This is a genomic window from Ramlibacter sp. (assembly GCF_035548915.1).
In the GTDB taxonomy this organism is placed as follows: domain Bacteria; phylum Pseudomonadota; class Gammaproteobacteria; order Burkholderiales; family Burkholderiaceae_C; genus Ramlibacter.
Genome location: NZ_DASZSE010000029.1, coordinates 21,314 through 46,714, shown reverse-complemented (window position 1 = coordinate 46,714; position 25,401 = coordinate 21,314). Strand labels below are relative to the sequence as shown.

Below are 25,401 nucleotides of genomic sequence, written 5' to 3'. Positions count from 1 at the left end.
AATCTCCGCGAAGGGGTTGTTTGCGGGCGTGACGGATGCAATAATAGACCGACGCGACGGACTATGTCAACACATCCGAAACCGTCGTTTCCCGAGGAAAGGCCCACCATGCCCACCGTCGTTTTCATCGAGCATTCCGGAGACCGTTTCGAAGTCGATGCGCCGATCGGCAAGAGCCTGATGCAAGTCGCGCTCGACAACGGCGTGCCGGGCATCCTGGGCGATTGCGGGGGCTCGTGCAGCTGCGCCACCTGCCACGGCTACGTGGACGAGCGCTGGGCGGCCGAGTTGCCGGAAAAATCCGAAACCGAAGTGTTCATGCTGGAAGGCGTGCCGGACCTGCGCCCCAACAGCCGCCTTTGCTGCCAGATCCGGATGAAGCCGCAGCTCGAAGGCATCGTCGTTCACCTGCCGCAAGAGCAGGTCTGAGGCGCCCCCGCTTCAGTCGACGAAGCCCATCAGGCACTCCTGCGTCGCCGTGGCGATGCGGCGGCCGGCCAAATCGTGGACGGATGCGATCGCGAAGCCGCGCCCGTGCGCCGCGACAGGGCTCACCGACTCGACGTGCATCCATTCGTCGGCGCGAACGGGCCGATGCAGCCACAACGCATGGTTGAGGCTCGCGATGTAGAGGCCTCGCGAGCCCACGTCGCGAAGGTGCATGCCCAGCGAGCTGAAATTGAGCCACCAGTCCGACAGATAGGCGAATGCGGCGGCTTGAACGCGAGGATCGGGGCCGACGGGTCTTGCCGTGCGCATCCAGAAGCGAAACGTATCCGTCATGCGCGCTGGGTCGAGTTGCCGTTTCGCTTGCGGAATGCGAAATTCGATGCTCGGCTTGCGGTCCCGCGAGTAGCCCCCCAGCCGAGTGATTTCCTCGAGCACGTGCTCGGGGACGTCGTCGAGCGTCGCGAATGACTCGGGTTGCTCTTCGCGAAGGTGCGCACGCGCTGCGCCGTGCTCTGGCGCATCGAGGCGCTTTGCGAACGTCACTTGCGCGTCCAGCACCCTGCGCCCGTTCGCCTGCGAGCCGTCGACGCGGCGCGAGGTGAAGCGCTTGCCGGCTTGCAAGTCATGGACGCGAAGGTCGATGCGCTCCTCGGGCATCGCGCCTTGCAGGAAGACAAACTGCATCATCGTCGGCCGCCGGTCGTCGGGCATGTCCATGAGCGCCGCCATCATCGCCTGGCCCAGCAGCTGCCCGCCGTACGAGCGGCCGTTCATGTTCGGGTCGCCGTGCCGCGTCCGCCAGTGCGCCGGCCCGATAGAGTCCAGCGCGAGAATGACGCCCAGGTCGAGCCCGTTCCATCGCTCCTGCATCGCGTGCACCTCAGGCGATGCGCCTGTGGCCGGCGGTGCGCGGCGCGATGCCGTCCTTCAGCCGCCAGTCGGCGCCGAAGTCCTGCAGGGTGTGCGAGGGGATCGGTTCGTCGTTTTCGACGCCGCGCATGCGCTCCACGTACGCCTCGATGTAGCCCGCGCGCGAGGCTTCGTCCGTGTACTGGATCGACCATGCCTTGAACGCGGGCAGCACGTCGAAGCCGGAATACGCCAGCGTGCCGTGTTGCAGGTGCCAGAGGTTGATGTCGAACGCGGCGAGCAAGCCGTCGGGCGCCATCATTTCCGGATAGCAACCCGTCGTCGTGGCGATCATCGCCCGCTTGCCGCGCATGCCGCCGGTGTCGAAGCGCCTGCCTGTTCCATACGCCACGCCGTTGACGAGCACGCGGTCGATCCAGCCTTTCATGATCGCCGGCACCGAGAACCACCACAGCGGGAACTGCAGGATCAGCAGGTCGCATCCGAGCAGCTTGTCGATCTCGGCCTGGATGTCGGGGGCGAAGGCGTTGTGCTGGTGCGCGAATTTCTGTTCGCGGTCGTACTGCAGCGCTTGCGGGAATCGTCGCGCCGAAAAGTCGCCGGGGCCCGCGACGGGATTGAAGTTCATCGCATACAGGTCGGAGACCGTCACCTCGTGCCCCGCGCTGCGAAGCGCGGACGATCCGGCGTCGAGCAGGGCACGGCCGAATGAGCGAGGTTCGGGGTGGGCGAAGACGGTGAGCACGTTCATGTGCTATATAATAAACCGACGCGACGGACTTTTAAATAGCCGGTGCGGCAATTCGACTGGCGGCACGGCGATGGGCGTCGCGACGAGTCGCGCACCGATCGGCGAGAACGTGACGCGCGTGGCCTGATCAGGCCGCCGTGTACCAGGCGACGCCGTCGCGAATCTCACGGCGCGCCCGGCCTTCGGCCAGCAGGCAGTTCAGCGACGCGATGCTCTCGCCCGTTGCCATGCCGTAGAGCGAGGCATGGCGCTCCTGGATCGGCCGGCCGAACAGCGCTTCGAACACGTCGACCGCGCGCCGCGGCTCTTTCAGGCACTCCACGAGCGCATCGAGCGCTTCATGCTGCGAAGTCTCCAGTTCGTCGAGGCGGGCGTGAAGGCCTCTGAAGCAATTCTGGTGAGACGGCAGCACCAGCACGTCCGCCGCCACTTCGCGGCGAACCTTCTTGATCGATGCGAGCCAGTCCGCCATCGGATTCGCCTCCGGCTCGATGGGGTAGACGGAAACGTTCGAAGAAATGCGCGGCAGCACCTGGTCGCCCGAGATCAGGAGCTTGTCCTCGGCGCAGTAGAGGCAGGCGTGTTCGGGCGAGTGCCCGTTGGCTGTGACGACGCGCCAAGTCCTGCCGCCGATCTCGATCGACATTCCATCGACCAGCCGCAGGTGGGTTTCGGGAAGCGTGTGGATCTGGCTGCCGAAGCGGCCGAAGCGCGCTCGGTAGATCTCGATCGAGGCATCGCTCCAGCCTGCCCGGCGGTAGAAATCGACGGCGGCCTGCGGCGGCTCGCGGCCGGTGTCCGCGGTGAGCACGCGACACATGAGGTATTCCTCTCGCGTCATCGCGAACACGGCGCCCTGCGTGCGAGCGAGCCACCCGGCCATTCCGACATGGTCCGGGTGCATGTGCGTCGCGATGATGCGCTTGATCCGGCCGGGCGCAAGCACGCCGTCGAGGAAGCTGCGCCAGTGCGCGGCGGTGTCTTCGGTCTTCAGGCCCGTGTCCACCACCGTCCAGCCGTCGCCATCGCGCAGGAGCCACAGGTTGATGTGGTCCAGTTCGAACGGCAGCGGCATGCGGATCCACAAGACGCCTGGGGCGACTTCGAGCGCGGCGCCGGGCGCGGGCGGTTCGGAAAACGGATAGTCCAGGTTTGCGGAGTCGGGCTTCTTGCGGGTCATCGTGGCCTTCGCGTCACATCACGGGCAGGTGCTGGACCTCATGATATTTCGAATAGCCGGCAGCCACACCGCCCTGGATCGTGCCGAAGCCCAGGCGGCCGTCGACGTCGAACTCCATCGGCTGCTCGGCCAGGGTGCGCAGTTCACGCCGCGTTTCGGGGTCGGCGAGATCCCAGCGCACCTGCGACATATGTAAGGGCCCCTTGTCGTCGCCCTGGAACCAACCGCGATAGCCGCCGTAGAGCCCCGCCTTCAGGAAGAACTTGCCCGGCAGCGCGCGCATGCGCATGGTCTTTTGCGTTCCGTCTTCGAAGTGCAGCACGAAGCGTCCGCCCGCGATGAACTGGCTGTACGGGTCGGCGGACCATTCGATGTCATGCTCGACGCGCGAGACCTTGCGCGAAGCGGTTCCGCTGCCGACCGCAAAGGTTTCGTCGCCGACGACGAAACGCACGACCCCAGGCGCGCTTTCCTTCAGGAAGAAGTGAATCGCGCTCTGCTCGAACTGCGCACAAGCCCACATGAAGAGCAGCGGACGAAAGCGCGTGACTGGCGGGTGCGATTCGTCCGTGCGCGATTCGAGCCTGAGCCCCCAGGAGCGGTCACGCGCACCCCATAGCGGATTGCCGGAACCGAATTCGTGCCGCCGGCCATTCACTTCGATCCAGCCGGTGAAGTGACCCATCTGGACGAAACGGCTCACCTGCGAAACGAGCCGGCCTTCCTTTTCCAGCGTGTCGAGGCCCTCGTCGTTCGGCTCGAAGGCCGCCGTGTATTCGAGGTGCATCGCAAGGGCGGAATCGTTGGCCGCGAGTTCGATGCGGTGCCACCGCATGCTGCGCACGACATCGATCGTCATCGGCCCGATGCGCGTCTCGAAGGGCGCTGCGCCCAGGCGGCGCGATCCGCGGAAGGCGTATTGCACGCCCTCTATCGTGACGCCGGCGTAGCCGTCCATCACGCCGCGATTCGGGTAGTAGCCGAGGCCTGCGCCGAAGACGATGTCCCCCGCGGGTGCATTGGTGCCCATGTACCAGAATCGCTCGGTGAAGATGCCGCCGCCCTCCACGTCCGCGAAGGCCGGGCGCGCCGCGCGCTGCGCGGTCTGGTGGCCCAGCGGGTCGTCGGCGTCGAGGATCGGGCCCGCCTCTTTCGCGGGGAACATCAGACGCGCTTCCACGTCTTGATCAGGTGCTCGGAATCCCAGTAGTCCGTGTGATCCAGGATCTGGCCCCGGTCGTTCACCCTGCACACGGAAATGCCGTCGATTCGCCACGGCGTGCCGTCCTGCGGGCTGCTCTGCCCATGCAGCCGCAACGGGCCGTCGTTCGCGCCTTCCCAGATCCATTCCGCCGCGAAGCCCTTTTCGCCGGCGATCCAGTTGGTGAACGTGACGGTGCATTTCGGCGAGAACTGCAGGTACACCTTCATGAACCGGCGCAGCATGTCGTGACCCTTCACCGTCACGTTCGACGCCTTGTCGGTGTACTGGCCGTCGGGCGCGTAGAAGGCCACCAGGGTTTCCTTGAAGCCCCAGGCGGCGGCGTAGGCCTCGAAGAAGCCGGGCTGGCCGTAACGCAGCACGGGCGGGGGAGTCATCACTTCGCTCATCGGGTTTCTGCTCCTTTTCAAATCTAATTTCGATTCTATAATCGCGCTGGAAACAACGCAAGGATTTCCTGTGGACCCTGCAGCAATCATTCGGCGCGGCGCGACGATGTACCGCGACAACCTCGCGGTTTCTTTCGAGGGTCGGGAGCAGACCTACGCAGCGCTTTTCGAGCGCGCGTGCAGACTGGCCAACGTGTTCCGGGCATGCGGCGCCGCGCGTGGCGACCGCGTCGCCGTGCTCGGCGACAACGCTTTCGAGACCGTTGAACAGGCGGCCGCGTGTGCGCTGGCCAACAATCCGCGCGCGACGCTCTACACGTATCAGTCCGCGGCGACGAATCGCTACCTCCTCGAGCTCGTCGGCGCCCGCGTCCTCGTCGTCCAGGCCCGGTACGCGGCTGAGCTCGTCCCGCTGCTGGAAGGCCTGAAGGAGCTGAGAGAGGTCATCGTGTTCGGCGAAGGCCCGCGCCCCGCCGGGACGACGGACTACGAAACCGCCCTTGCGGCGCACGCGCCGGACGACGTTCTCGTGCCGGTCGAACCCGACGACGTGCACATCGTCCGCTTCAGCAGCGGCACCACGGGCAAGCCCAAGGGCATCTATCACTCCGTCGCGCGATGGACACAGTACAACAACGAGTGGCGCTGGGTGACGCCCATGCTCACCGAACGCAGCCGCTACCTCGTGCCCGCGTCGCTCTGCCACCTCGGGGTGGCCTTCCTTTGGGGAACCCTCGCGGTGGGTGCCTGCATCATTCCCGTCCCCGCTTTCGACGCGCGCCGTGTCCTCGACTTGCTGGAGTCGCATCGCGCCACGCACACGGTGGCGGCCCCGGTGATGATCCGCGACATGGTGCGCGACGCCACCGCGAGGCAGCGCGACTTCTCGAACCTGCAATGCCTCATGTACGCGGGGTCGCCCATCGCGCCGGAAACGCTGGACGCCGCCATCGAAGTCTTCGGCCCGACGCTGTTTCAGCTGTATGCGCAGAGCGAAGCCATGCCCATCACGATGCTGCTGCCGCACCAGCATGCACCGCGCGGCACCGAGGCAGAAAGAAAGCGCGCACGCTCCGCGGGCAGGCCGACGCCGAACGTCGTCGTGAGCATTCGAGGCGAGGACGGCCGCGCGCTCCCCGTGGGCGAGGTGGGCGAGATTGCCGCGCGCGGACCCTCGACGATGTCGGGCATCTGGGGCGATCCACGAGCCACCGCCGACCGAACCCTTCCCGACGGCAGCGTGCTCACGCGCGACATGGGCTACATGGACGAGGACGGGTTTGTCTATCTCGTCGACCGCAAGGACGACATGATCGTCTCCGGCGGCTTCAACATCTGGCCGTCGGAGCTGGAGGATGCGCTCCGCGGGCACCCTGCGGTGTCCGATGCATGCGTGTTCGGCGTGCCGGACGACCGCTGGGGCGAAACGCCGCTCGCGGCCGTCGTGCCGGCTCCGGGCCGGCAGGTGACGGAAGACGAACTCATCGCCCACACGCGCAACATCGTGGGAGGCGTCAAGAAGATCACCCGTGTGGTGTTTCTGAATTCACTGCCGCGCACCGCCACGGGCAAGGTCCAGCGCAACGCGCTCAAAGCACCTTACTGGGCCGGCCGGGAAACCCGCATCGCCGGTAGTTGAAAGGCCACGCAGTGACCGCACCTGCAGCCAGGAAAACACCGCGCGCCGCGAGGCCGGAGCGCCAACGCGTTCGGGCGGACGGCGACGTGCGCGACCTCAGGAAATCGGACGCGACTCGCCAGCGCATCCTCGACGCCGCGGCGCTCGTGATGAGCCGCGAGGGATTCGCGGGGACCAAGCTGTCCGAGATCGCCCGCGAAGCGGACGTGAAGATCGCGACGCTCTATTACTACTACGCCTCGCGCGAAGAGCTTGTCGAGGCCGTCCTCGTGACCGGCACGCGACATGTACGCGAACACACGGAAGAAGCCGTTGCCGCCCTCCCACGCACGGCCACGCCGCTCGAGCGCTTGTGCACGGCCGTCGAGGCGCACCTGCGGTTCATCCTGGAGATCTCGCATTACACCGAAGCCGCCGTGCGCAACACGAGCCAGGTTCCGGAACACATCCGCCGGGCCACGCGCGCCGAGCAGGCGGTGTACGGCAGACTCTGGCGACGCCTCGTCGATGACGCGGCGCAAGGCACGCAGCATCGAACCGCGGCGCAGCGCAAAGCCTTGCGCATGCTGATCATCGGCGGCCTGAATTGGTCGGTCGAGTGGTGGTCGCCGCAGGAGACCTCGATCGACGACCTCGTCGCGACGGCACTCGCTGTCGCCCGCGCAAGCCTTCTTCCCCTCACCACTTCCAAACCACGGAGTTCTCGATGATCCCCTCGATCCGACGTGCACTGGCCATCCTGGCCGTGTCTGCCCTGCTGCCCACGATCGCGGCGGCACAAACAACGGTGCTCAGATATTCGAACTGGCTGCCTCCGGGCCACGCGATGCGCGTGAAGGTGATCGAGCCATGGATCGCCGAAGTCGAGAAGGTCACGCAGGGCCGCGTGAAGATCGACACGCTGCCGAAAGTCATCGGCACGGTGCCCAGCCAGTTCGACGTGGCAGCCGACGGCCAGGCGGACCTGGTGGTGTTCGTCAACGGCTACACGCCGGGCCGGTTCGAGATCTCCGAGGTGCTCGAACTGCCCTTCACCAGCGACAACGCCGAGGTGTACTCGGCATTCGCCTACCGCTTCTACACGCAGCACCTCGCGCAGTACGGCGAGTACAAGGGCGTGCACCCGCTCAGCCTCTTCGTCGTGGGCACGGGCCATATTTTCAACAACAAGCGCCCGGTCAGGTCGATCGGCGACTTGAGGGGCATGAAGCTGCGCACGCCGCAAGCCGGCGTGACGCAAAGCCTGCTGCTGCTGGGGGCGGTACCCGTGAGCAAGCCGATCTCGGAGCTTTATGAACTGCTGAGCGGCGGCTCGCTGGACGGCACCCTGCTCGTGCCCGAATCGGTCGCCTCGTTCAAGCTGGTCGACTCACTGCCTTACGCGACCATCGTTCCGGGCGCGCTCTACAACACGATCCTCACGCTCGGCATCAACGACGCGAAGTGGCAAGGCATCCGCGCCGATGATCGCGAAGCGATTTCGAAGATCTCGGGCGAAGCGTTCGCGCGCAAGGTTGGGCGGGCCTACATGGAGGGCGACGAGGCGACCTGGGCAACGTACCGCAAGATGGGTCGCACGATCGAGACCGCAAGCCCGGCGATGGTCCAGGAGATCCGTACGGCGTTGAAACCGGTGGAGGTGACCTGGATCGAGAAGGCCAAGCGCAAAGGCGTTGCGAACCCTGAAAAGCTCCTGGAAACCATGCGAAGCGAACTTGCTGCTGCGAAATAGACGATTCGATTTCGGCGGGATCGAGCACACCCTGGCGGCTGCGCCGATCAGCGGTTGTTCAGCGGCGCAGCCTTCAGCGAGGGCGGCAGCGAGTCGCCTTCATCCATGTAGAACCGAGGCTGACTCAAGCGAGGATCGCTCGCGCTCGTCGGCCCCATCGAGTAGCCGTAGCCATTGAACGAGCTCTGAAAGACAGGCGTTCCTGAACACGCGCTCAGCAGCAGCGCACAGGAAGCAATCAGTATCGGCTTCATGGTTTCTCCGGCATCGCGGCGTCGGCTTCGCCGCAGATCGGCTGATTGTGCGACGGGGGGCCCGGTTCAGCCAGAGCATCGGCGAACTTTACGTTCGTTTGCTAGGCGGCTTATTGCAAATTGATTTGCAATATAATTTGCCCGTGGAACGCAATACTCGTCAGCAGGAAGCTGTGCTGGAGGCGCTGCGACGCGGCCGCGAGGCGTTGACGCCGGCCGAGATCCTGCAGCGCGCCCGAGCTTCGGTGCCAACGCTCAATCTCTCCACCGTCTACCGCCGCCTCGGCGCGCTGCTCGAACAGGAGCAGGTCGCGATCGTCTCGCTTCCCGGGCAGCCTGCCCGCTACGAGGCCGCGTGCGAACACGCCCACGGCGATCCCGCCCATCATCATCACCATTTCCATTGCACGACATGCGACCGGGTCTTCGCGCTGCATGCGTGCCCGGGTTCGATGAAGAAGCTGGTGCCGAACGGATTCCGGGTCGACTCGCACGACCTGACCCTGCACGGCCGCTGCCCGTCCTGCAAGAGCGGAGCCCGAGCGTGACCGGCGCGCAACTGCCCGTCGGCAGTCTGGCGCTGTTCCTTTTGTCGGGCCTGCGCCATGGCATGGAACCCGATCACGTCGCCGCGATCGATGGCATGACCCTGCGCGCGCTCGATGGCGGCGAACGCCACGCGCCGTGGGTTGGCGCATTGTTCGCCGTGGGTCATGGCCTCGTCGTGGTGCTGCTGGCGGCCGTCATCGCCGTTGGCGCGGCGTCATTCCGATTGCCGTCGGTCGTCGTGGCCGTGCTCGACTGGTTGCCGATCGTGCTGCTCATGCTCCTGGGCGCGGGGAACTTGCGCGCGTTGGTCGCGCGCGGCGACTATCTGCCTGCATCGTTTCGCATGAAACTCATGCCCGCCGCGCTGCAAGAACGCACGGACGTCTTCGCCACGCTGCTGGTGGGCATGCTGTTTGCCACCGTGGTGGATACGGTCGCGCATGTGTCGGCCTGGTCTGTGTTCGCTGCCCAGAGCGGAGGCTGGTCGGCCGGCCTGTTGGCCGGCTTGCTGTTTTCGGCCGGATTTCTCATCACATGCACAACCGATTCACAGCTGGTATGCCGCATGTTGCGAAGCGAACGCGACCCTCGCGTCACGCGGCGGCTGCGCCGCGGCGTCGGCTGGGTGATCGTGCTGCTGTCGTTCGGCGCGGCGCTTGCCGCACTGGCAGAAAAGCTGGACTGGGACCCGTCGGGCCTGCAATGGGTCGGATGGCTGGCCGCGGTGGCCCTTGTCACGCCACCACTCGCATGGGCCTGGCGCGCCGCTGCGCGGGTGAAGGCCAATCCATGATCGACATGCGACGCGCGCGGGCGAATGCGCTGTGCCGTGGCGTGCATCCAAGGCTGCGCTGAAAGAGGGCGGCGACCCGAATTCATGGCCGCATGCGGCCCGTCGTCATCGCTGCCGCGACGCAGGACCCCGCGCCGTCGGCCCTCGCGAGCCGCAAGGTGCTGATGAGCAGCAAGCAAGCAAAATGGCCTTGTCGAACCGACTGATTCCGCGATGGACCGCCCGATCCGCGGGGGTGTCACTTGCGTCGCGGGCTTTTCTTCAGTCATCGAGAGGGTCTTACCAATGTTCGTGTCATTCTTTCCGAAGCCCCGCCTCTTTTTCATCTCCGTTTGCGTGTGGTCGCTGATCGCGATCTTGCTCTGGTATGCGGGCGGAGATTCGCTGGGCGCGTACGTGGGCCTGCCGCCGGCTCGTGAAGGGGCCGCGCCCATCATCGGCGTCTCTGTATTCTGGTCCGCGCCGTTCCTCTGGTTCTATCTGTACTACGCGCTGGCGGTGGCCGCCTTCGCCGCGTTCTGGTTCTGGTACAGCCCGCACCGCTGGCAGGCGTGGTCGGTGCTGGGAACGGCGCTGATCGTCTTCAACACCTATTTCTCGGTGCAGGTCAGCGTGGCGATCAACGCCTGGTACGGCCCCTTCTACGACCTGATCCAGCACGCCTTGGACAGGAGCGCTTCGGTCACGGTCGCGCAGCTTTATGGCGGCATGCTCAGCTTCGCGGGCATCGCCTTCGTGGCCGTGACGGTGGGCGTGCTCAACCTGTTTTTCGTCAGTCACTGGATCTTTCGCTGGCGCACGGCCATGAACGAGTACTACATGGCGCACTGGCCGCGCCTTCGTCGGATCGAAGGCGCCTCGCAGCGCGTGCAGGAGGACACGATGCGGTTCTCATCGACGATGGAGCAGCTCGGCGTGAATCTGGTGAGCTCCGTGATGACGCTGGTCGCGTTCTTGCCGGTGCTTTTCAAGATTGGAGCGGAGATCACGGACCTTCCGCTCATTGGCCAGGTTCCGCACGCGCTCGTCTGGGCGGCCGTGTTCTGGTCGCTGTTCGGCACGGTCTTCCTGGCGGCAGTGGGGATCAAGCTCCCGGGGCTCGAGTTTCGCAACCAGCGTGTCGAGGCGGCGTACCGAAAGGAACTCGTCTACGGCGAAGATGACGCGGACCGCGCCCAGCCGCAGACCGCGGCGGCGCTCTTCGCAAACGTGCGAAGAAGCTATTTCCGGCTCTACTTCCACTACATGTACTTCAACGTCGCGCGCATCTTCTACCTGCAGGCGGACAGCCTGTTCAGCCTCTTCGTGCTGATTCCCTCGATCGTCGCGGGCAAGCTGACCCTCGGCCTGCTCACCCAGATCACCAACGTCTTCGATCAGGTGCGCACCTCGTTCCAGTACCTCGTCAATTCGTGGACGACGATCGTGGAGCTGATATCGATCTACAAGCGCCTGAGGACCTTCGAGGCAACGCTCGACGAAGAGCCTTTGCCCGCGATTGATCGCGAATACCTCGTGCACGGCGAGGCCGCATGATGCGCCTGCGCGCGCCGCGTCGTCGACCGCGCGCGTTCGGACTTACCGCCACAAGGGCGAAGTCAGCAGGCCTCCCTCGCCAACGGGCTTGTTGACTTCTCGCGCCGACTTCGTGGGGGACTGGCTGCCCAGGTTGCGATCCCATAGTTCGGCGTAGTTGCGACCTCTACATGACCGACGACGAGCGTGCAGCGAATGACCGATTCACCCCTTGCTGCTCACGGGCGAAGACGGCGTTGCTGGTGCTCGATCTCTAGTCGGCGGTTCGCCCTTGCCATCCCCGTCCACTTCGATGGCCACGTTGACCGCTTTCGCTTTCGCTTTCGAGTGGTTAAAGGCTCGCCGATGCGGCGGCTCTTGATCGCGCGTTCGTGGGGACTGTTGAACGTGGCGAACGGGTAAGACCCCTCGGACAATCCGCCTGCTGCTTGTGCGCGTTCGGGTTTCGGCGTCAAATTATCTTCCTCGGCAAGGCCGCCGCCACACGAAGAATCCATGGACGACAACGATTTGCATGGCATCGCCGTAGTCGTGTTGTCCCGCAGCCGGCATAACAAGGCGGTCGACTCGGGCGCCCAAGGGCGACCGCTCGGTCGCTGCGCTCCCTGCGCACCTATCCATGGTCGCCGGTTACCTCTACGTTAGGTCGCACTCGACATGCTGCGTTCGTTCACGCCAGTCCTGTACGTGCGCATTTCGCCCGAGCGACTCGTAGTCACCAACGTGAAGAATGGAACTTCGGTGTCCGACGTGCCCGATGTGGCGATCAGTGGGAGTGAGCCAAAGCGCGTACTGGCTTGTGGTTCCGCTGCTCGACGGGCTGCAGCGCAGTCCGGTGGAACCGTGGTCAACCCGTTCGCGCATCCCCGCTCGCTGATCTCGGACTTCAGCGTCGCAGAGCAGTTGCTCAAGACCTTTGTCCGCCAGGTGATCGGCAAGTCCTGGTTCGTGCCAAGCCCGGCGATCGTCATTCACCCGCTCGGAGATCCGGAAGGTGGTTTCACACAGGTTGAAAGCCGCGCGTTTCGGGAACTTGCCCGCTCCGCGGGAGCTTCGAAAGCCTACCTGCTGAAAGGGGCGGAGGTCGATCCTCAGGAGATCGCCGACATCTTCGATTCGGGGCGACGGCCTGGAGAATGATAGTGCCACCCAACAAATCCTTCGACACGGACACACACGTCTGTCCGCGCCTCGGCGCTCACCTCGTGTGGGCCGGTCAAATCCGACGTTAGGCATCACATGGGCGATTGTTGATGAACATCGTTCTCAAGTACCGTTGGCATGTGGCGCAAGTGATCGCACTTGTCATCGTGGCGTACTTTTCGAACCTGGTGCTGACGTGGCTGGTCGTCGTTCCGATTCATGAACTACGGCCGCAAGACGTCGCGGCGCTTCCCCCGGGCTGCCCCGCCGCCTACGTGTGGCGCCGCAGTAACGTATGGACTTGCTTTTGGAACGGAAGCATCGGGTCCAGTCCATGGTTATTTCTACTGTCCTGCGTTGTCTTGGTCGCCAGCTTCTGGTTCATCGTTCGCTGCAGCGTGTCGGGACGCGGGTTCCCAATTCAGCGTGAAAGGAGGAGAAGCCATGCCTAACCGGTTGTTCGACACGGACGCCCAAGGGCGTCTGCGCCACGGGCGCTCCTGTTCCTCGGTCGCCGGCCAACTCCGACGTTAGACCGCATGGCACGTCGAAGCGCCATTGTTGACGCCATATCCGTAGCGGTGGTGCTATGCGTATTTGCGCACTCCGTCTATGGCGCCGCAATTGGCCACCTGTGGATCCCGGACAAGTATGCTGACACGTACCTATCTGGCCTAGCCGCATGGGTATGCACATTCGGAGTTGGCGCGTTCACGCTGGCATCGGTGCTGCTCGTTCGATTGCAGAAAGCTCATGCCGACTGGATGCCATGGGCCGGGGTCGCATTGGTCTTGATTGCGGGTTTGAGCATCTTCGTTGCCCAGTTCTTGCCGGGGGTGCATTCGACTCCCTTCAGGTGACACGAATTCTGCCTGACAGGTTGGTCGACCAGCCGGCAATTCAAAGTGGAATGGGCAGACGGTTATGTCGAACGTGCCGAATGGCTTCGATCAGGGCCTCGATCGCCGGCAATTTTCTACTTTCATTCAGAGCGACCAAGGAAACTCGCGTCCTGTCCAGCAAGAGCGGAGCCACATCGATCTGTTTCACGAGCCCCAGTTGCGAATAGAACTCAACGGCGTCATTTGGCGCAACGGCGAGCAGCCGGGACGCCGCGACAATCAACAAGGTGTTGTGCAATGACCAGGATTCGATCGTTGGCTCCGGCGGCTGGGATCCGTTATCAAGAAACAAATGCTGGAAAGCCGCCCTGGTATGCGAGTGCAAGCGAGGAAGTATCCAGGAACACGCTTTCAGATCGTCCACGGTGACATCCATCCGGTTGACCAACGGATGCTCGAACGAGCCCACCACCTGCATCACCCCATAGCTGAGAGGTTCGACCATCAGACGCCTTACGTCGACCGCTGCCAACAGGGAGTCTTCGACCCAACCGATAAAGGCGTCGATCTCACCTTCGAGAAGGGCGGATAGCAAGGAGCGAGCGGTTCCTTCCACCAGCTTGATTTGACCCAGCGAGCCACGCGCTTCCATATGGGCGATTGCGGCTGGCAGCACGCCTATTCCCGCCACCTGAATACAGCCCAGGCGGAGCAATCTGGTCTGCGACTTCGCCTTGGCGACGTTCATGGCGATGTCGATTGAGGCCATCGCTATGGTCAAGCGTTCCAAGGCGGCAACTCCGGCGTCGGTCAGGCGCCCGCCGCGCACGTCGCGTTCGACCAGCGTCGCTTCGAAAACCTCTTCGATCTCCTTGAGCAGGTTGGTAACGGCCGGTTGTGTGACCCCCAATTCACGCGCTGCCGCGCCGAGCGAACCACAGCGATGGATAACTTCCAGCATTCTCAAATGGCGCAACCGCAGCCTGTCGATCCTGTAGATCTTCGCAGGCGAAAGCGCCTGACCCCACGTTCGCGGGCCCTGGGATTCACTGCCGGTCATAAGCGCAGGGGATGAGGCGATAACAACAAAGTAATTCCACTCGAAGACCCCGGTGGGAACAATCGGGATCTCATCGGCGCGCTCCCGCGCCGGCAACGCATCCTTAACCGTAGCGCATTCTGCGCTTTCTGAGAGAGAAATAGCATGGACAGCGCAATTGGGGCTGAAACGAGGCTCGCGGCATTTCCTACGTCGGCAATCTCGGATGCGCTTGACGAACTGGGCGTGCCAGGAGCTCTTTCGGAGCTCGCGGCCCAGAGACAAGGCCTCGGCCGCATTTGCGGCAGAGCGATGACGGCGCGATTCGAGCCGAAGTCCCGTGATTCGGACGCTTATCGTTTTGGTGGCGGCGTCGGGAAGCCCCTGGAAATGGTGCTCAAGACGATGAAGGCAGGTGACGTGGTCGTCATGGACCTGGGAGGGACGAAGACCGCATCTGCGTGGGGCGGGCTCGCATCCCGGCTGGCCCAGCGCCGCGGAGTGCGCGGAACCGTCTTGTGGGGAACATGCCGCGACCTTGAAGAAATACGCGCCGTCGGTTACCCCGTTTGGTCTGTTGGGGTGTGCCCGCGCCGCAGCCGCAACGAATTCACCTTCGGGTCGATCAATGAGGAAATCATCATCGGCACGGTGCGCATACGGCCCGGGGACTTCATCGTCGCCGATGAGAGTGGAGTGGTCCGCGTGCCTCGGGAGCAGGTTGAAAACGCCCTTGAGCTGCTTGGGCGGATCCAGGGGCAAGAACAATTGCTGGAACAACAAGTGCGGGACGACGCCGTGTCGTCCTGGGACGCCGTCTGAAGCGGTCGGGCATGAATCACGCCGGACTTACGAAACCGTTCTCCCTCCTGGCGCTGGGTGTTGTCTTCAGCATCGCTGCCCATGCCGAGCCTTATCCCGCAAAGCCGATTCGCCTCGTCGTGCCCTATCCACCGGGGGGGACGTCCGACATCCTCGCGCGTGTCCTCGGCCAGAAATTGCACGACAAACTCGGGCAACCCGTCATCGTCGACAACCGCCCCGGGGCGGGGGGAACCATCGGGGCGGCCTTGTTGGCGAAGTCCGCCCCCGATGGCTACACGATCATGCTGGCGGACGTTGCCACCTACACGGTGGCTCCTGCTCTCTACAAGGGGCTGCCTTACGGAAAAGTGAACTTGGCGCCGGTCATTGGCGTCGCCAATTTTCCTCAGGTGATCGTCACATCGGCACGATCGAGGCTCCGCAACTTGAGCGACGTCATCGCCACGGAGAAACGCGAACCTGGGAAACTGAGCTATGCGTCCTCTGGAATCGGCACGGGGGCACATCTATCGGCAGAAATGCTGAACTCGATGTCAGGAATGAAGCTCAACCATGTGCCCTACCGCGGTGGCGGCAGCGGGCTCAATGACGTGGTGAGCGGCAACGTGGACCTGATGTTCGTCGGCATACCGTCGGCGGACGCACTGTTGAAGGCCGGCAAGCTGCGAGCCTTGGCAGTGACGACCAAAGAGCGAGTACCAACGCTCCCCAATGTTCCGACCGTCGACGAGTCCGGTGTCAAAGGATTCGAAGTCGTGGCCGGCCAAGGGATATTCGCTCCGGCGCGAACGTCCCCCTCCGTCGTTGCCCTCTTGAACAGGTCGATCGCGGAGATCCTGTCGATGCCGGATGTGCAGGCACGTTGGTCGGCACTGGGGGCGAGCTACACCTATTCGACTCCAGAAGGCTTCCGGCAATCCTTGGATATGGCAGCCCGCCAATGGCTCGAGGTGATCCAGAAAACGGGAATCAAGCCGGATTGACCGTCTCTGGAATGAAAGTGCCGCACTTTTACGGGTATCCCCGGTCGAACGGTGAAGCGGGCGTACGGAACTACCTGCTCATACTTTCCACCTCCGGCCTGACCGCGCCTGCTGCGCGGCGAGTTGCGACTGCGTTGCCGGGAAGTCGTTTGGTGTCCATGCCGTTCGGCGGCGGGCTCTTGGGAAATGACCGTAAAGTTCATCTGCGGTCATTGGCCGGATTCGGCAAGAACCCCAACGTGGGGGCCGTGGTCCTCCTCGGGAGCGATGCACCCCGCATGGCGGCGCTGGCCGATGGAATTCGGAGTGCCGGTAAACCGGTCACGTCGATATGTCTTGATGACTGCAGCCACGATAGCCTGCAGCTCTCGAGCCGGGCGATCACCGAAGGAGCTTCGCTGCATCGGGAAATTTCCAGACAGCGACGCAGGAAGATCCCACTCGCGAAGCTCTTCGTCGGCACCGAGTGCGGGCGTTCCGATCCGAGCTCCGGGCTGATAGCGAACCCCATCATCGGCCGCGTTGTCGACACCATTGTGGACCTGGGGGGACGCGCCGTCTTTGGTGAAACGCTCGAATGGCTGGGAGCGGAGCATCTGCTGAAAAGAAGAGCGGCGAGTGCTGAAATCGGAAACAGAATTTGCGAAGCGGTCCATCGACGGGAGAGGCTTGCCGTTTCACATGGGATCAGCCTCACCGGAAACAATCCCAACCCCACCAATGTCGCGGCTGGCCTATCCACCATCGAAGAGAAGTCGCTTGGCGCGGTGACCAAGAGCGGCACGACGCCGATCATCGGCGTGCTGGAACCCGGCCAGCGCCCAGTGGAGGCCGGCCTGTTCGCGATGGATGCGCCGTCTTTCAGTCCGGAATCGCTATCCGGGTTCGTCGCAGCCGGTTCTCAGATTCTGCTTTTCTCCACCGGCGTCGGAAACAGCTATGTGAGCGCATTGGCGCCGACGATCAAGTTGTCCGCCAATCCAGAAGCTGCGTCTCGCCTCATCCATCAACTCGATTTTGACGCCAGCGGCGTGCTCGAGGGAAATCTACCGATTGAACAGGCATCCAAGAACCTGTTGGACCTTCTCGTGGAGACAGCTTCCGGCAGCCTGACCTGGGGTGAGGTCCTGGGGGAAGGCGATGAAGTCGTGAGCCGCTATGGAGAGGCGTTGTGAAAACCGTGGATGTGCGCAGCGCCGCAACCGGCAGCCGGTCGGCAATGATTTGCAAACCCTCGGACAGCGTCGCCATCGCATTGAAGCCGGTCGAGGCCGGCGATTTGCTTCGGGTGGTCGTCGATGACAAACCTCTCGAAATTCGCCTCCTGGGCCCGCTACCAACTTTCCACAAGTTCGCGGTGCATCGCATTCCTGCCGGGCAGGTCGTTTTGAAGCAAGGCGAAGCGATCGGAGTGGCACTTCGAGACATCGCACCCGGCGAGCACGTGCACGTTCACAACTTGTCCAGTCTGCGCGCGCGTTAATGCTGTGCGCCTCCGCCCACAGCTCCGCGCGCCCCGCCACTGCGGGGGCCCACGACCTGTTGCCGCAAATCTCCGCCGAAGTCATTCGGGAGCGTTATGAGTTGCTAAATAAACCGCAATTTACGCAGCCCGCTTTCTATCTCAAACTCGATCTGGTGATGCGCGCAAGGCGAGCGATCGGCGGCAATTATCAATCCGCCACATAAGAGCCCGAAGCCGGAGACAACATGAAGAGACGAGACTTCCTGGGGCGCTATGCGCCAGGCTCATTGATGGTATCGATGGCCCCCGAGTTGCTGGCCAAGTCCGAGCGCGACCATGGCTCGCAGGATCCCACGAACAGTTGGGACAGAGGTCGCGTTCTCCACATACTTCCAACCGTCAGTGCCACGGAGCTTCTCGTCAAGGCATCCTTCGACCGAGCGCTGCTGTCCGCCCCGGTCCTTCACGTGGGCGGGTCGAAGGTCGAAGGTGTGATGACGGACACGCAAGGTGAGACCTGGCAGTTCCACGCGAAGGGACTGAAGCCGGCAACGACTTACAAGCTTGGCTTGTCGCAGGCCGCTTCGTCCTCGGGCAGGCGATTGTGCGAACCTTGGGAACTGGCAACGTTCCCCGCCCCGGATGCACGACCTGAGAATGTCCGGGTCATGTTCTTCACGTGCGCCGGCGGGCACGACCAGATGCGATTCCTGCCTGCTGCACTCCGCAGCCGCCTGCTCCGCAGGGGCCTCTCGTTCAGGCCGCACGCTGTAGTCTCGAACGGCGATCACGTCTATTGGGACCAGCGCACGCCGGGACAGTTGCCGACGCTGCCCAGGAGGATAGAGATTGCAGGGCGGTTCGATCGCTCGGCAGCGATGCTGGGAACCTCCAACGAACTTGTTCTCAAGCGAGCAGCAGGACCGCAGATCGTCCCGGTCTATTCGACCGACTTCCGATCCACGCCTGTCTTCTTCGTACAGGACGACCACGACTATTTCGACAACGACGACTGGCTCGATGGCCTGGTCACGTTTCCGCCGGACCAGTTCATGTCGCAGGCCGCGCGTGCAACGCAGGCGATGTATTACCCCGAATTCCTTCCCGACTCGACGCGCCCCAGCGGAATGGCGGGCGCGGTCGCGAACGGCCGGCCGCTTCCCTATTCCGAAAGCTTCGGAACCCTGCGCTATGGGCGCCTGCTCGAAGTTCTTCTCTATACGATCCGCCGCACGATGACTCTGGCCGGCCCCGATGCCGTCTATCTTGACGAGATCGTGGAGTCTTGGCTGACGAACCGCATGGCTGCCCGCGATGTCGCGCATGTCGTCAACGCTCCCTCCAACCCGCCGGGGTGGACGGCGGGAAAATGGGGAGAGTGGTATCCGGACGTCCTTGGCGCGGACGGGCAACTCACTCTCGACGTGCCGAAACGCAATTGGCAGTCCGGCTGGTTGAAACAGCACGATCGCCTGCTGGCAGCGATGAGCGACATGCGAGAAAGAATCCCGCTTGTCATCAGCGGAGATCTTCATGCCACCGCGATGGGCTCCATCACCCGTACCGGCAAGCTCGACTTGTCGCGAAATCCCGTGCAGGCGGTTCTACCCGGGACGGTGGGCACAAGTCCCATGGGTTGGCCCTCCCGCCGGCGCAAGACCGGCGCCAAGCCGTCGCTTCATCTGAGTATGAGCGAAGGGATCGCTCCCATCGAAGAGCATGGTTTCACCTTGGCGGATTACACGCCCGACAGAGTCGTATTGCGCTTCTTCAAGTGGAACGTCAACAGTGACTCCCCGGAGGCGCTCGACAGACTCGAGCCGTTCAAGACTGTCGAACTGCAACGCCCGTCTTAGCGCGATTTCTTTGCACTCCCAACGGGAGTTGTTCGAACCTTGCACGAAAACGGCAAGGCAGCATGAGTTTTGCATGAAGGAAACTATGAAAAGGCTAGTCTTGCTCTCCGCGCTGGGAATGGTCTCCAGCGCCTTTGCGCAGAGTTCCCTGACCATTTCCGGTGTCGTAGACGCGACGCTCAGCCGCGTTTCCGGTAGCGGAAGGGGGTACCGCGCCGGGCTGAATGAGGGCGGCCTTAGTGCGAGCAGGTTGGTGTTCAGAGGCCGGGAGGACCTCGGTGGCGGCACGAGCGCATTTTTCGTTCTCGACGGTGGCCTCGATCTCGACAATGGGACGGCATCGGGCTACAGCTTCCAGAGGCAATCAATCGTCGGCTTGGCGGGCACCTTCGGCGAAGTCACGCTCGGGCGTGACCGTACGCCTACTTACTGGCTCGTTGGCGCCTTCAATCCCTTTGCGCTGCGCGGAGTCGGGAAGGTGCTCAATGTGTCCAGTCCGAGCCTGGCAACCGCCGCCGGCCGGGCCAATCCCATTCGCCTCAACAACACCGTGAGCTATTTGCTGCCTTCCTCGTTGGGTGGTGTCTACGGGCAAGCCCAGTATGCTTTCGGGGAGCAGTCGTCGGACAGTTTGAATAGCCGCACCAACGGAGGCTACGGGGTCAGGGTGGGTTACAGGTCGGACAAGTTTCACGTGGCATTGGCCGAGACGATTCTCACGCAGCAATCGATCGGGAATGCGGCATCGACGGCGGGAACGGTGACACGTCCTGACCTCACGATCAGAAGCGCCGGTGCGTCTTTCGATTTCGGCTTCCTGCGCCCGATGGTGTATTTCTCCACGTCCCAGACCAAAGGGGGATCCATCGCCAACGGCGTGGCCAACGATCGACTGGACACATTGGCGATTGCTGCTACCGCTCCGCTCGGCAGAGGCCTATTCAAGATCAGCGTCGCGAGGTATGACCTTCGCAACAGCGCCAACGATGCAACGCAGCTCGCGATCGGGTATGTGTACAACTTGTCCCGGCGAACCGCCATTTACGCTACCGGTGCGGTAATTCAAAACAGAGGCGTTGCGACCTATTTTGTCAATGGCCCCGCGGCGAGTGGAAGCGGCGGAGCGGGCCTGGCGACAATTCCTCCTGTGCCCGGAGGGCGCTCGAACGGTTTGGACTTTGGAGTCCGCCACACATTCTGAGTGTGAACCACTCCGGCTCCTCGGGGGCTCGCGGCGACCCGCCAGGGTGGCCGCGACCTAGGAGCGTGCGCCTCCGGCGATGCGGCAGCAGCTCGTCGACCATCCTCGCTGCGCCGCCATCTGATCCGGCGGTCGGCCTCGACGAAGACAGACCTCACCTCGGGAACGACCCGGCGACAGTCGCGGTCGTCAGATCGAGCCGCACTCGTGTCAAGGGTCGCCGAATTTCCCCCAGTCGTGGTCGTTCAAATTTCCCCACCCGGGTTGGTTGAACTGTCGTCTTGAGGCCTGACCAGGCCGGCCTTGAGCTTGTCCTTCAGGCGATAGGAATTGCCGCGAATGTTCATGGTGACGGCGTGGTGTAGCAGGCGGTCAAGGATGGCTGTGGCAATGACGCGGTCGCCGAACACCTCGCCCCAGGCGCCGAAGCTCTGGTTGCTGGTCAGGATCATGGGGCCGCGCTCGTAGCGGCGGCTGATCAACTGGAAGAAGAGATTGGCGCCTACCCGATCGATCGGCAAGTAGCCGATCTCGTCGATGATCAGCAGGCGCGGGGCCGTGTACAGCTTCAACTTCTCCTCGAGCTTTCCTTCGGCGTGCGCCTTGGTCAGTTTCTCGATCAGGCTCGCAGCGGTCGTGAACAGCACCCGGTAGCCGGCCTCGATCGCCTTCATCCCCAGGCTCACCGCCAGGTGCGTCTTGCCCACTCCCGGCGGCCCCAGCACGACCACGTTGTCTCCGTGCTCGATGAAGTGGCAGCTTGCCAGCTGCTGCACCTGCTTGGAGTCGATCGACGGCTGGTAGCCGAAGTCGAAGGTCTCCAGCGGTTTGACGAACGGGAAGCGCGCCATGGCCGTGCGCATGGCGATGTTTTTGCTCGCCTTGGCCGCAACCTCCTCGCCCAGCACCTGCTCGAGGAACTCGGCGTAGGGCAGTTCCAGGGAGGCGGCGTGCTGCAGCATCGCTTCGAGCCGCTCGCTACTCTTCAGAAGCCGAAGCTTGCGCAGGTGCTCGCCCAGGCGTTCGAGCTGCGCCGGTGTGGTCATCGCTGCAGCCGCGCTGGCTGCGGCCGTCACGGTCTTGTTTGCAGTCCTGCTCATGCGGCCACCTCCAGCGCCGGGGCGTCGAACAGGTGCTCGTAGATCGCGAGATCACGTACCTCGACGTCGCGTGACAGGTCCGCTTGAACCCGACCTTGCGGCGGGCGGCTGCCATGACGCTGGCGGACGTTGCGCGGCGCCGCACCGGGACCGTGCGCGGGCTGCACGCTCAACTGCGCCCGGCCCGCGAGCACGGGATGTTCGGCCACCACCTCGCCTCGATGGCGAATGACCCAGCTGCCACCCTGGCGCACCACTTGCACGGTCTTGCCAATCAGCGCGAACGGCACTGAGTAGCGATTGGCGTCAATCGACACGAGCCAGTCGTCGGCCACGATGCGGTCTCGCACCATCGCGGCCAGGAAGCTCGGATGGCCCGCGGTGGGAGCCAGCGCGCGGGCTTCCTCGGCAAAGCGCACGATCGGCTGCTGGTGCGTCGTGCCGTGGATGCGCAGGTCCGCCACCTCCAGCTGCCAGGCGGCCAGTTGCGCGTTGAAGTCCTCCAGGTCGCGGAACTGCCGGCCCGGCACGAAGTTCCGCTTGACGTACTTCACGCCCGATTCGACCTTGCCCTTGGTCTGCGCCCGATACGGCTGGCACAGCCGCGGCGTGAAGCCCCAGTGGCTGGCGAAGTTGGCGAACGTCGTGTTCAGCCGCGGGCCGCCTGCACTCTGGCCCAGCACCACGGTGCGCATTCGGTCGTACAGCAGGAACTCGCAGCGCCCGCCGAAGTGCGCGAACGCCGCTTCGTGCGCGGCCAGCAGGTCGGGCATGCGCTCGCGCAGGAACCCCATCGCAAAGCCGCGTCGGCTGTAGCCCAGTGTCATGACGAACACGTGGATCTCGGTGCGCACTCCCGACAGGCGCACCGTGACCTGGCCCCAGTCGCATTGCGCCTGCTCGCCCGGACCCGTCTCGAATCGACGCTGCGTGAGCGAGGCGACCGATGCTTCCAGCCGCAACGGCGCCACAGCACGGCGCACGATCACGTAGCTGCCGGTGAAGCCACGCTGCGCGCGCAACTCCTGCCACAGGATGCGCGCCGAGTAGCCGACCTCGGGCGCGCGTTCGATCAGCCACTCGCGATGCGGATCGAGCAGGCTGGCCGCCGCCTCGCGGCTGTATGGCTGCCACGACGCCTGCCGCAGGCAAGTGCGCACCGTCTTGCGATCGATCTCCAATTCGCGCGAGATGGCCGAGATGCTCAGCCCGCGCGAATGCCGCTCGTGCACCGCCTCCCATTGCAGTTGACCAAGCACTGGCTCCTCCGTGTCCCGTTCGAACACGGGCACGGTAGCCGCCGCGCAGTCCAGGGCCCTCGGGCCCTGGACTGCGCAAACCTCGATCGGCGCTGCGATCTCTCGAAATTCCTCTCCATCGTTCGCTCCTTGGCGTTGATGGGTGGGGAAAATTCGACGACCACAACTGGGGATTGTTGGAAGACCACTGACACACTCGGCCATCGAGAAGGCTTCGGTGTCGCTCGTGATGACGTGATCCAGAACGCGGACTTCGAGCAGGGCCAGCGCGGCTTTCAGGGCCTGCGTGACTTCGTGATCGCCGGGGCTGGGCAGGCAGATGCCGCTGGGGTGGTTGTGATGGAGGATGACCGATGCGGCGTCGAGCAGGAGGGCCTGCTTGGCGATCTCGCGCGGGTGGACCGTGGTCGCCGCGAGCGTGCCGCGGAAGAGGCGCTCGTAGGCGATGAGGCGGTGATGGGTGTCGAGGTACATCACGGCGAAGACCTCGTGGGGGAGGCCTTGGGATTGGAGGCGGAGGTAGGTGTTGACGGCATTCGTCGTGCCGAGCACATTGCGCTGTCTCAGCCTGCCTTGCAGGATCAGAAGCGCGCGCGTGATCGCAGCCTCTTCATCCGCGAGCGTCGGCGGGGGATGATGCTCGACTGGTGTTCCCATGTGATTCCGATCGGCGTCGCGCCGACAGGGGCGACTCGCCTGCACTAAAGATACTTAAACACCGTGGATTCAAACACGCCTGTATCTCAGTATCGGTGTGCCATGCCTGGAGCCACCAAGTCACGAAAGCCGCTGACCCTGCGCGAGACGTTTGCCAGGAACATTCGTCTGCAGCGGGTCCATGACGGCATGTCGCAGGAGAAGCTCGCCGATGCGGCGGCTCTTGATCGTGCGTTCGTGGGGACTGTTGAACGCAGCGAGAGGAACATCTCGATCGACAACGTCGAGCGTCTCTGCGATGCGGTGGGAGTTCCGGCGCATGAACTGCTCGATCCGGATTTTCCCTTGCGGCATGGATTGGACGAGTCGCTGACTCGTGCGCCGCGGAACGCGCGGTCGTATCCGCCGGAAAGGCGATCAAGACGCAGTCGCAGTTGACCGGTCGGTTGTCTCGGCGAGAGGGCGCCGAGTCGCCGATGGCACGAAGTCCGATTGCGTTGAGATTGGATCATGTTACGAATGACGCGGTCCAGGGACGGGGTGGTAGCCTTGTCCGGCCGCGAGAGGAGGCCCAATGTTGAAGATTGTCGTGAGCGCCGATGAGATCAAGCATGCGCAGCGCTCTCTCGAACAGACAATGGCCGAGGAATTCCCTCGCATCGAGATTCGAGACATCGGTTGGCAAGGAGGTCGTCGGCCTCGGTCAGAGGTGCGAACGGATGGCATGTTCTGGTATTGCTCGAATGACTTCCGAGATTCACCGATTCATCGCCGCCTGAACTGGTTTGGCGTGCTCGGCACAACTCCCGTGGTTTCGATCGCGGTGGAAGTGAACACCCCCTATGAAGGTCGAGATGAACGCGTCGCCGGTTTCTTCGCACGCAACACGGAAGACGGCACCATCTACCTGATCCATTCTGGGCGGGTCGGGGGCGGAGGTAAAGGCATCTCACGCGCGCGTTTCCTTGCGCACGCGAAGCAGCCGGTGACGACAGCGTTCGGTAACGATGGCCGTGCACGGGAAGGTATCGTCGTCATGCCCGTGGCTGGCAAGGCTGCCGCTCAGTCTGCCCTTAGATTCGTGCGTGAGGTTGTCGAATTCAAACGCCTCACGCGCGCGAGCGAACAACAATGAGGCCGCCGGGCGTACCGTTCGAAAGGCGCCTCCAGAGTTTGATCGAGAAGCTCCGACCCGCATTCCCTTTTGCATCGGAGGGCCCATGCCGGGTAGCATTACCTCGCTGAATCCCCAGCTGACTGGGAACGTGGGCTTGTACTACTGCTGCTACAGGCTCTCGCTCCTCGGCTGGAACGTCATGCCTACAGCGCGCAATGCTCGCGGTGTCGACATTGTTGCCTACAGCGGCGACGCGAGTCGGTACGTCGGCATCCAGGTCAAAGCTCTCAGCAAACGAAACCCCGTGCCGCTCGGTAACACGCTGGACAAGGTAATGGGCGACTTCTGGGTGATCATCAACAAGATCGCGACACAGCCAACCGCATTTGTGATGCGTCCGCAAGAGGTCATCGACCGCGCCCATCGCGGCGAGAAGGACGGGAAGGTGTCGTACTGGCTACAGCCAACGGAATACGATTGCGCCGATTTCCGGGAGGCCTGGGCTCGCATTGGTCATGGCGGCCTTGATACGGCGTGACGCCGGGCACT

The 25,401-nt window shown here is 63.6% G+C and carries 26 protein-coding genes; 17 read left to right on the top strand and 9 right to left on the bottom strand.

The genetic code is table 11. The features are described 5' to 3' along the window. The first annotated feature begins 108 nt into the window (after positions 1-108). The gene (locus tag VHA82_RS10330; protein ID WP_325543198.1) at positions 109-429 is read left to right on the top strand and encodes a 2Fe-2S iron-sulfur cluster-binding protein; all 321 of its coding nucleotides are present in this window, start codon (positions 109-111) and stop codon (positions 427-429) included. Positions 430-441: 12 nt separating this feature from the next. On the opposite strand, the gene VHA82_RS10325 is transcribed toward VHA82_RS10330, so the two are convergent. From VHA82_RS10325 to VHA82_RS10305, 5 genes are all read right to left on the bottom strand, one after another. Continuing rightward, the gene (locus VHA82_RS10325) at positions 442-1,320 is read right to left on the bottom strand and encodes an acyl-CoA thioesterase (protein ID WP_325543196.1); all 879 of its coding nucleotides are present in this window, start codon (positions 1,318-1,320) and stop codon (positions 442-444) included. A 10-nt stretch (positions 1,321-1,330) separates the two neighbouring features. After that, a complete protein-coding gene (locus tag VHA82_RS10320) occupies positions 1,331-2,071 on the bottom strand; it encodes an NAD(P)H-dependent oxidoreductase (RefSeq protein ID WP_325543194.1) in 741 nt (246 codons plus the stop codon). A gap of 127 nt (positions 2,072-2,198) precedes the next feature. Beyond that, entirely contained in the window at positions 2,199-3,251 is a 1,053-nt protein-coding gene (locus tag VHA82_RS10315) for an MBL fold metallo-hydrolase (protein WP_325543192.1), read from the bottom strand. 13 nt (positions 3,252-3,264) lie between these two features. Next, on the bottom strand, positions 3,265-4,431 hold the full coding sequence (locus tag VHA82_RS10310) for a hypothetical protein (RefSeq protein ID WP_325543190.1): 1,167 nt from the start codon (positions 4,429-4,431) through the stop codon (positions 3,265-3,267). Further along, positions 4,416-4,862: a nuclear transport factor 2 family protein gene (locus VHA82_RS10305; protein WP_325543188.1), complete on the bottom strand. Its 447-nt coding sequence runs from the start codon at positions 4,860-4,862 to the stop codon at positions 4,416-4,418. Before VHA82_RS10305 ends, VHA82_RS10310 begins: the two co-directional genes overlap by 16 nt. 70 nt (positions 4,863-4,932) lie before the next feature. Between VHA82_RS10305 and VHA82_RS10300 the strand changes: the two genes are divergently transcribed. Genes VHA82_RS10300 through VHA82_RS10290 form a run of 3 tightly spaced genes read left to right on the top strand, consistent with a single transcriptional unit; the run spans position 4,933 to position 8,233 of the window. Beyond that, positions 4,933-6,501 (top strand): class I adenylate-forming enzyme family protein, encoded by a 1,569-nt coding sequence (locus VHA82_RS10300; protein ID WP_325543186.1) that lies wholly within the window; start codon positions 4,933-4,935, stop codon positions 6,499-6,501. Between the two features lie 11 nt (positions 6,502-6,512). Next, positions 6,513-7,211, top strand: a complete 699-nt coding sequence (locus VHA82_RS10295; RefSeq protein ID WP_325543184.1) for a TetR/AcrR family transcriptional regulator — start codon at positions 6,513-6,515, stop codon at positions 7,209-7,211. Next, on the top strand, positions 7,208-8,233 hold the full coding sequence (locus tag VHA82_RS10290) for a TRAP transporter substrate-binding protein (RefSeq protein ID WP_325543182.1): 1,026 nt from the start codon (positions 7,208-7,210) through the stop codon (positions 8,231-8,233). Before VHA82_RS10295 ends, VHA82_RS10290 begins: the two co-directional genes overlap by 4 nt. A 47-nt stretch (positions 8,234-8,280) precedes the next feature. Here the strand turns inward: VHA82_RS10290 and VHA82_RS10285 are convergent, their stop codons facing one another. Next, a complete protein-coding gene (locus VHA82_RS10285) occupies positions 8,281-8,487 on the bottom strand; it encodes a hypothetical protein (RefSeq protein WP_325543180.1) in 207 nt (68 codons plus the stop codon). A 143-nt stretch (positions 8,488-8,630) separates the two neighbouring features. On the opposite strand from VHA82_RS10285, the gene VHA82_RS10280 reads away from it, so the two are divergent. From VHA82_RS10280 to VHA82_RS10265, 4 genes are all read left to right on the top strand, one after another. Further along, the gene (locus tag VHA82_RS10280) at positions 8,631-9,035 is read left to right on the top strand and encodes a transcriptional repressor (protein ID WP_325543178.1); all 405 of its coding nucleotides are present in this window, start codon (positions 8,631-8,633) and stop codon (positions 9,033-9,035) included. Then, complete coding sequence (locus VHA82_RS10275; protein WP_325543175.1) at positions 9,032-9,829, top strand: hypothetical protein; 798 nt, start codon at positions 9,032-9,034, stop codon at positions 9,827-9,829. Before VHA82_RS10280 ends, VHA82_RS10275 begins: the two co-directional genes overlap by 4 nt. A 285-nt stretch (positions 9,830-10,114) precedes the next feature. Continuing rightward, on the top strand, positions 10,115-11,365 hold the full coding sequence (gene sbmA / locus VHA82_RS10270) for a peptide antibiotic transporter SbmA (RefSeq protein WP_325543173.1): 1,251 nt from the start codon (positions 10,115-10,117) through the stop codon (positions 11,363-11,365). A 657-nt stretch (positions 11,366-12,022) separates the two neighbouring features. After that, entirely contained in the window at positions 12,023-12,505 is a 483-nt protein-coding gene (locus VHA82_RS10265; RefSeq protein ID WP_325543171.1) for a rod shape-determining protein, read from the top strand. A 903-nt stretch (positions 12,506-13,408) separates the two neighbouring features. Here the strand turns inward: VHA82_RS10265 and VHA82_RS10260 are convergent. Beyond that, on the bottom strand, positions 13,409-14,506 hold the full coding sequence (locus VHA82_RS10260) for a LysR family transcriptional regulator (protein ID WP_325543169.1): 1,098 nt from the start codon (positions 14,504-14,506) through the stop codon (positions 13,409-13,411). A 48-nt stretch (positions 14,507-14,554) separates the two neighbouring features. On the opposite strand from VHA82_RS10260, the gene VHA82_RS10255 reads away from it, so the two are divergent. The 6 genes from VHA82_RS10255 to VHA82_RS10230 all read left to right on the top strand — a co-directional run bounded on the left by VHA82_RS10255 (position 14,555) and on the right by VHA82_RS10230 (position 20,719). Further along, positions 14,555-15,211 carry an RraA family protein gene (locus tag VHA82_RS10255; RefSeq protein WP_325543167.1) on the top strand — a complete coding sequence of 219 codons (657 nt, stop codon included), beginning with the start codon at positions 14,555-14,557 and terminating at the stop codon, positions 15,209-15,211. An 11-nt stretch (positions 15,212-15,222) separates the two neighbouring features. Next, positions 15,223-16,197 (top strand): tripartite tricarboxylate transporter substrate binding protein, encoded by a 975-nt coding sequence (locus tag VHA82_RS10250; RefSeq protein WP_325543165.1) that lies wholly within the window; start codon positions 15,223-15,225, stop codon positions 16,195-16,197. Between the two features lie 11 nt (positions 16,198-16,208). Then, on the top strand, positions 16,209-17,372 hold the full coding sequence (locus tag VHA82_RS10245) for a UxaA family hydrolase (protein WP_325543162.1): 1,164 nt from the start codon (positions 16,209-16,211) through the stop codon (positions 17,370-17,372). Further along, the gene (locus VHA82_RS10240) at positions 17,369-17,680 is read left to right on the top strand and encodes a UxaA family hydrolase (RefSeq protein WP_325543160.1); all 312 of its coding nucleotides are present in this window, start codon (positions 17,369-17,371) and stop codon (positions 17,678-17,680) included. Before VHA82_RS10245 ends, VHA82_RS10240 begins: the two co-directional genes overlap by 4 nt. 227 nt (positions 17,681-17,907) lie before the next feature. Continuing rightward, positions 17,908-19,518, top strand: coding sequence for a hypothetical protein (locus VHA82_RS10235; RefSeq protein ID WP_325543158.1), 1,611 nt, complete (start codon positions 17,908-17,910; stop codon positions 19,516-19,518). Between the two features lie 73 nt (positions 19,519-19,591). Further along, a complete protein-coding gene (locus VHA82_RS10230; RefSeq protein ID WP_325543156.1) occupies positions 19,592-20,719 on the top strand; it encodes a porin in 1,128 nt (375 codons plus the stop codon). Between the two features lie 245 nt (positions 20,720-20,964). Here the strand turns inward: VHA82_RS10230 and istB are convergent, their stop codons facing one another. Both istB and istA read right to left on the bottom strand, forming a co-directional pair. Continuing rightward, positions 20,965-21,765, bottom strand: coding sequence for an IS21-like element helper ATPase IstB (gene istB, locus VHA82_RS10225; protein WP_325543429.1), 801 nt, complete (start codon positions 21,763-21,765; stop codon positions 20,965-20,967). Positions 21,766-21,815: 50 nt separating this feature from the next. Next, the gene (gene istA, locus VHA82_RS10220; protein WP_325543154.1) at positions 21,816-23,735 is read right to left on the bottom strand and encodes an IS21 family transposase; all 1,920 of its coding nucleotides are present in this window, start codon (positions 23,733-23,735) and stop codon (positions 21,816-21,818) included. 63 nt (positions 23,736-23,798) lie between these two features. On the opposite strand from istA, the gene VHA82_RS10215 reads away from it, so the two are divergent. The 3 genes from VHA82_RS10215 (at position 23,799) to VHA82_RS10205 (ending at position 25,390) form a co-directional block, all read left to right on the top strand. Further along, positions 23,799-24,173: a helix-turn-helix transcriptional regulator gene (locus VHA82_RS10215; RefSeq protein WP_325543152.1), complete on the top strand. Its 375-nt coding sequence runs from the start codon at positions 23,799-23,801 to the stop codon at positions 24,171-24,173. A gap of 136 nt (positions 24,174-24,309) precedes the next feature. Next, entirely contained in the window at positions 24,310-24,870 is a 561-nt protein-coding gene (locus VHA82_RS10210) for a hypothetical protein (RefSeq protein ID WP_325543150.1), read from the top strand. Positions 24,871-25,000: 130 nt separating this feature from the next. Continuing rightward, positions 25,001-25,390: a hypothetical protein gene (locus tag VHA82_RS10205; RefSeq protein ID WP_325543148.1), complete on the top strand. Its 390-nt coding sequence runs from the start codon at positions 25,001-25,003 to the stop codon at positions 25,388-25,390. Positions 25,391-25,401: the final 11 nt, after the last annotated feature.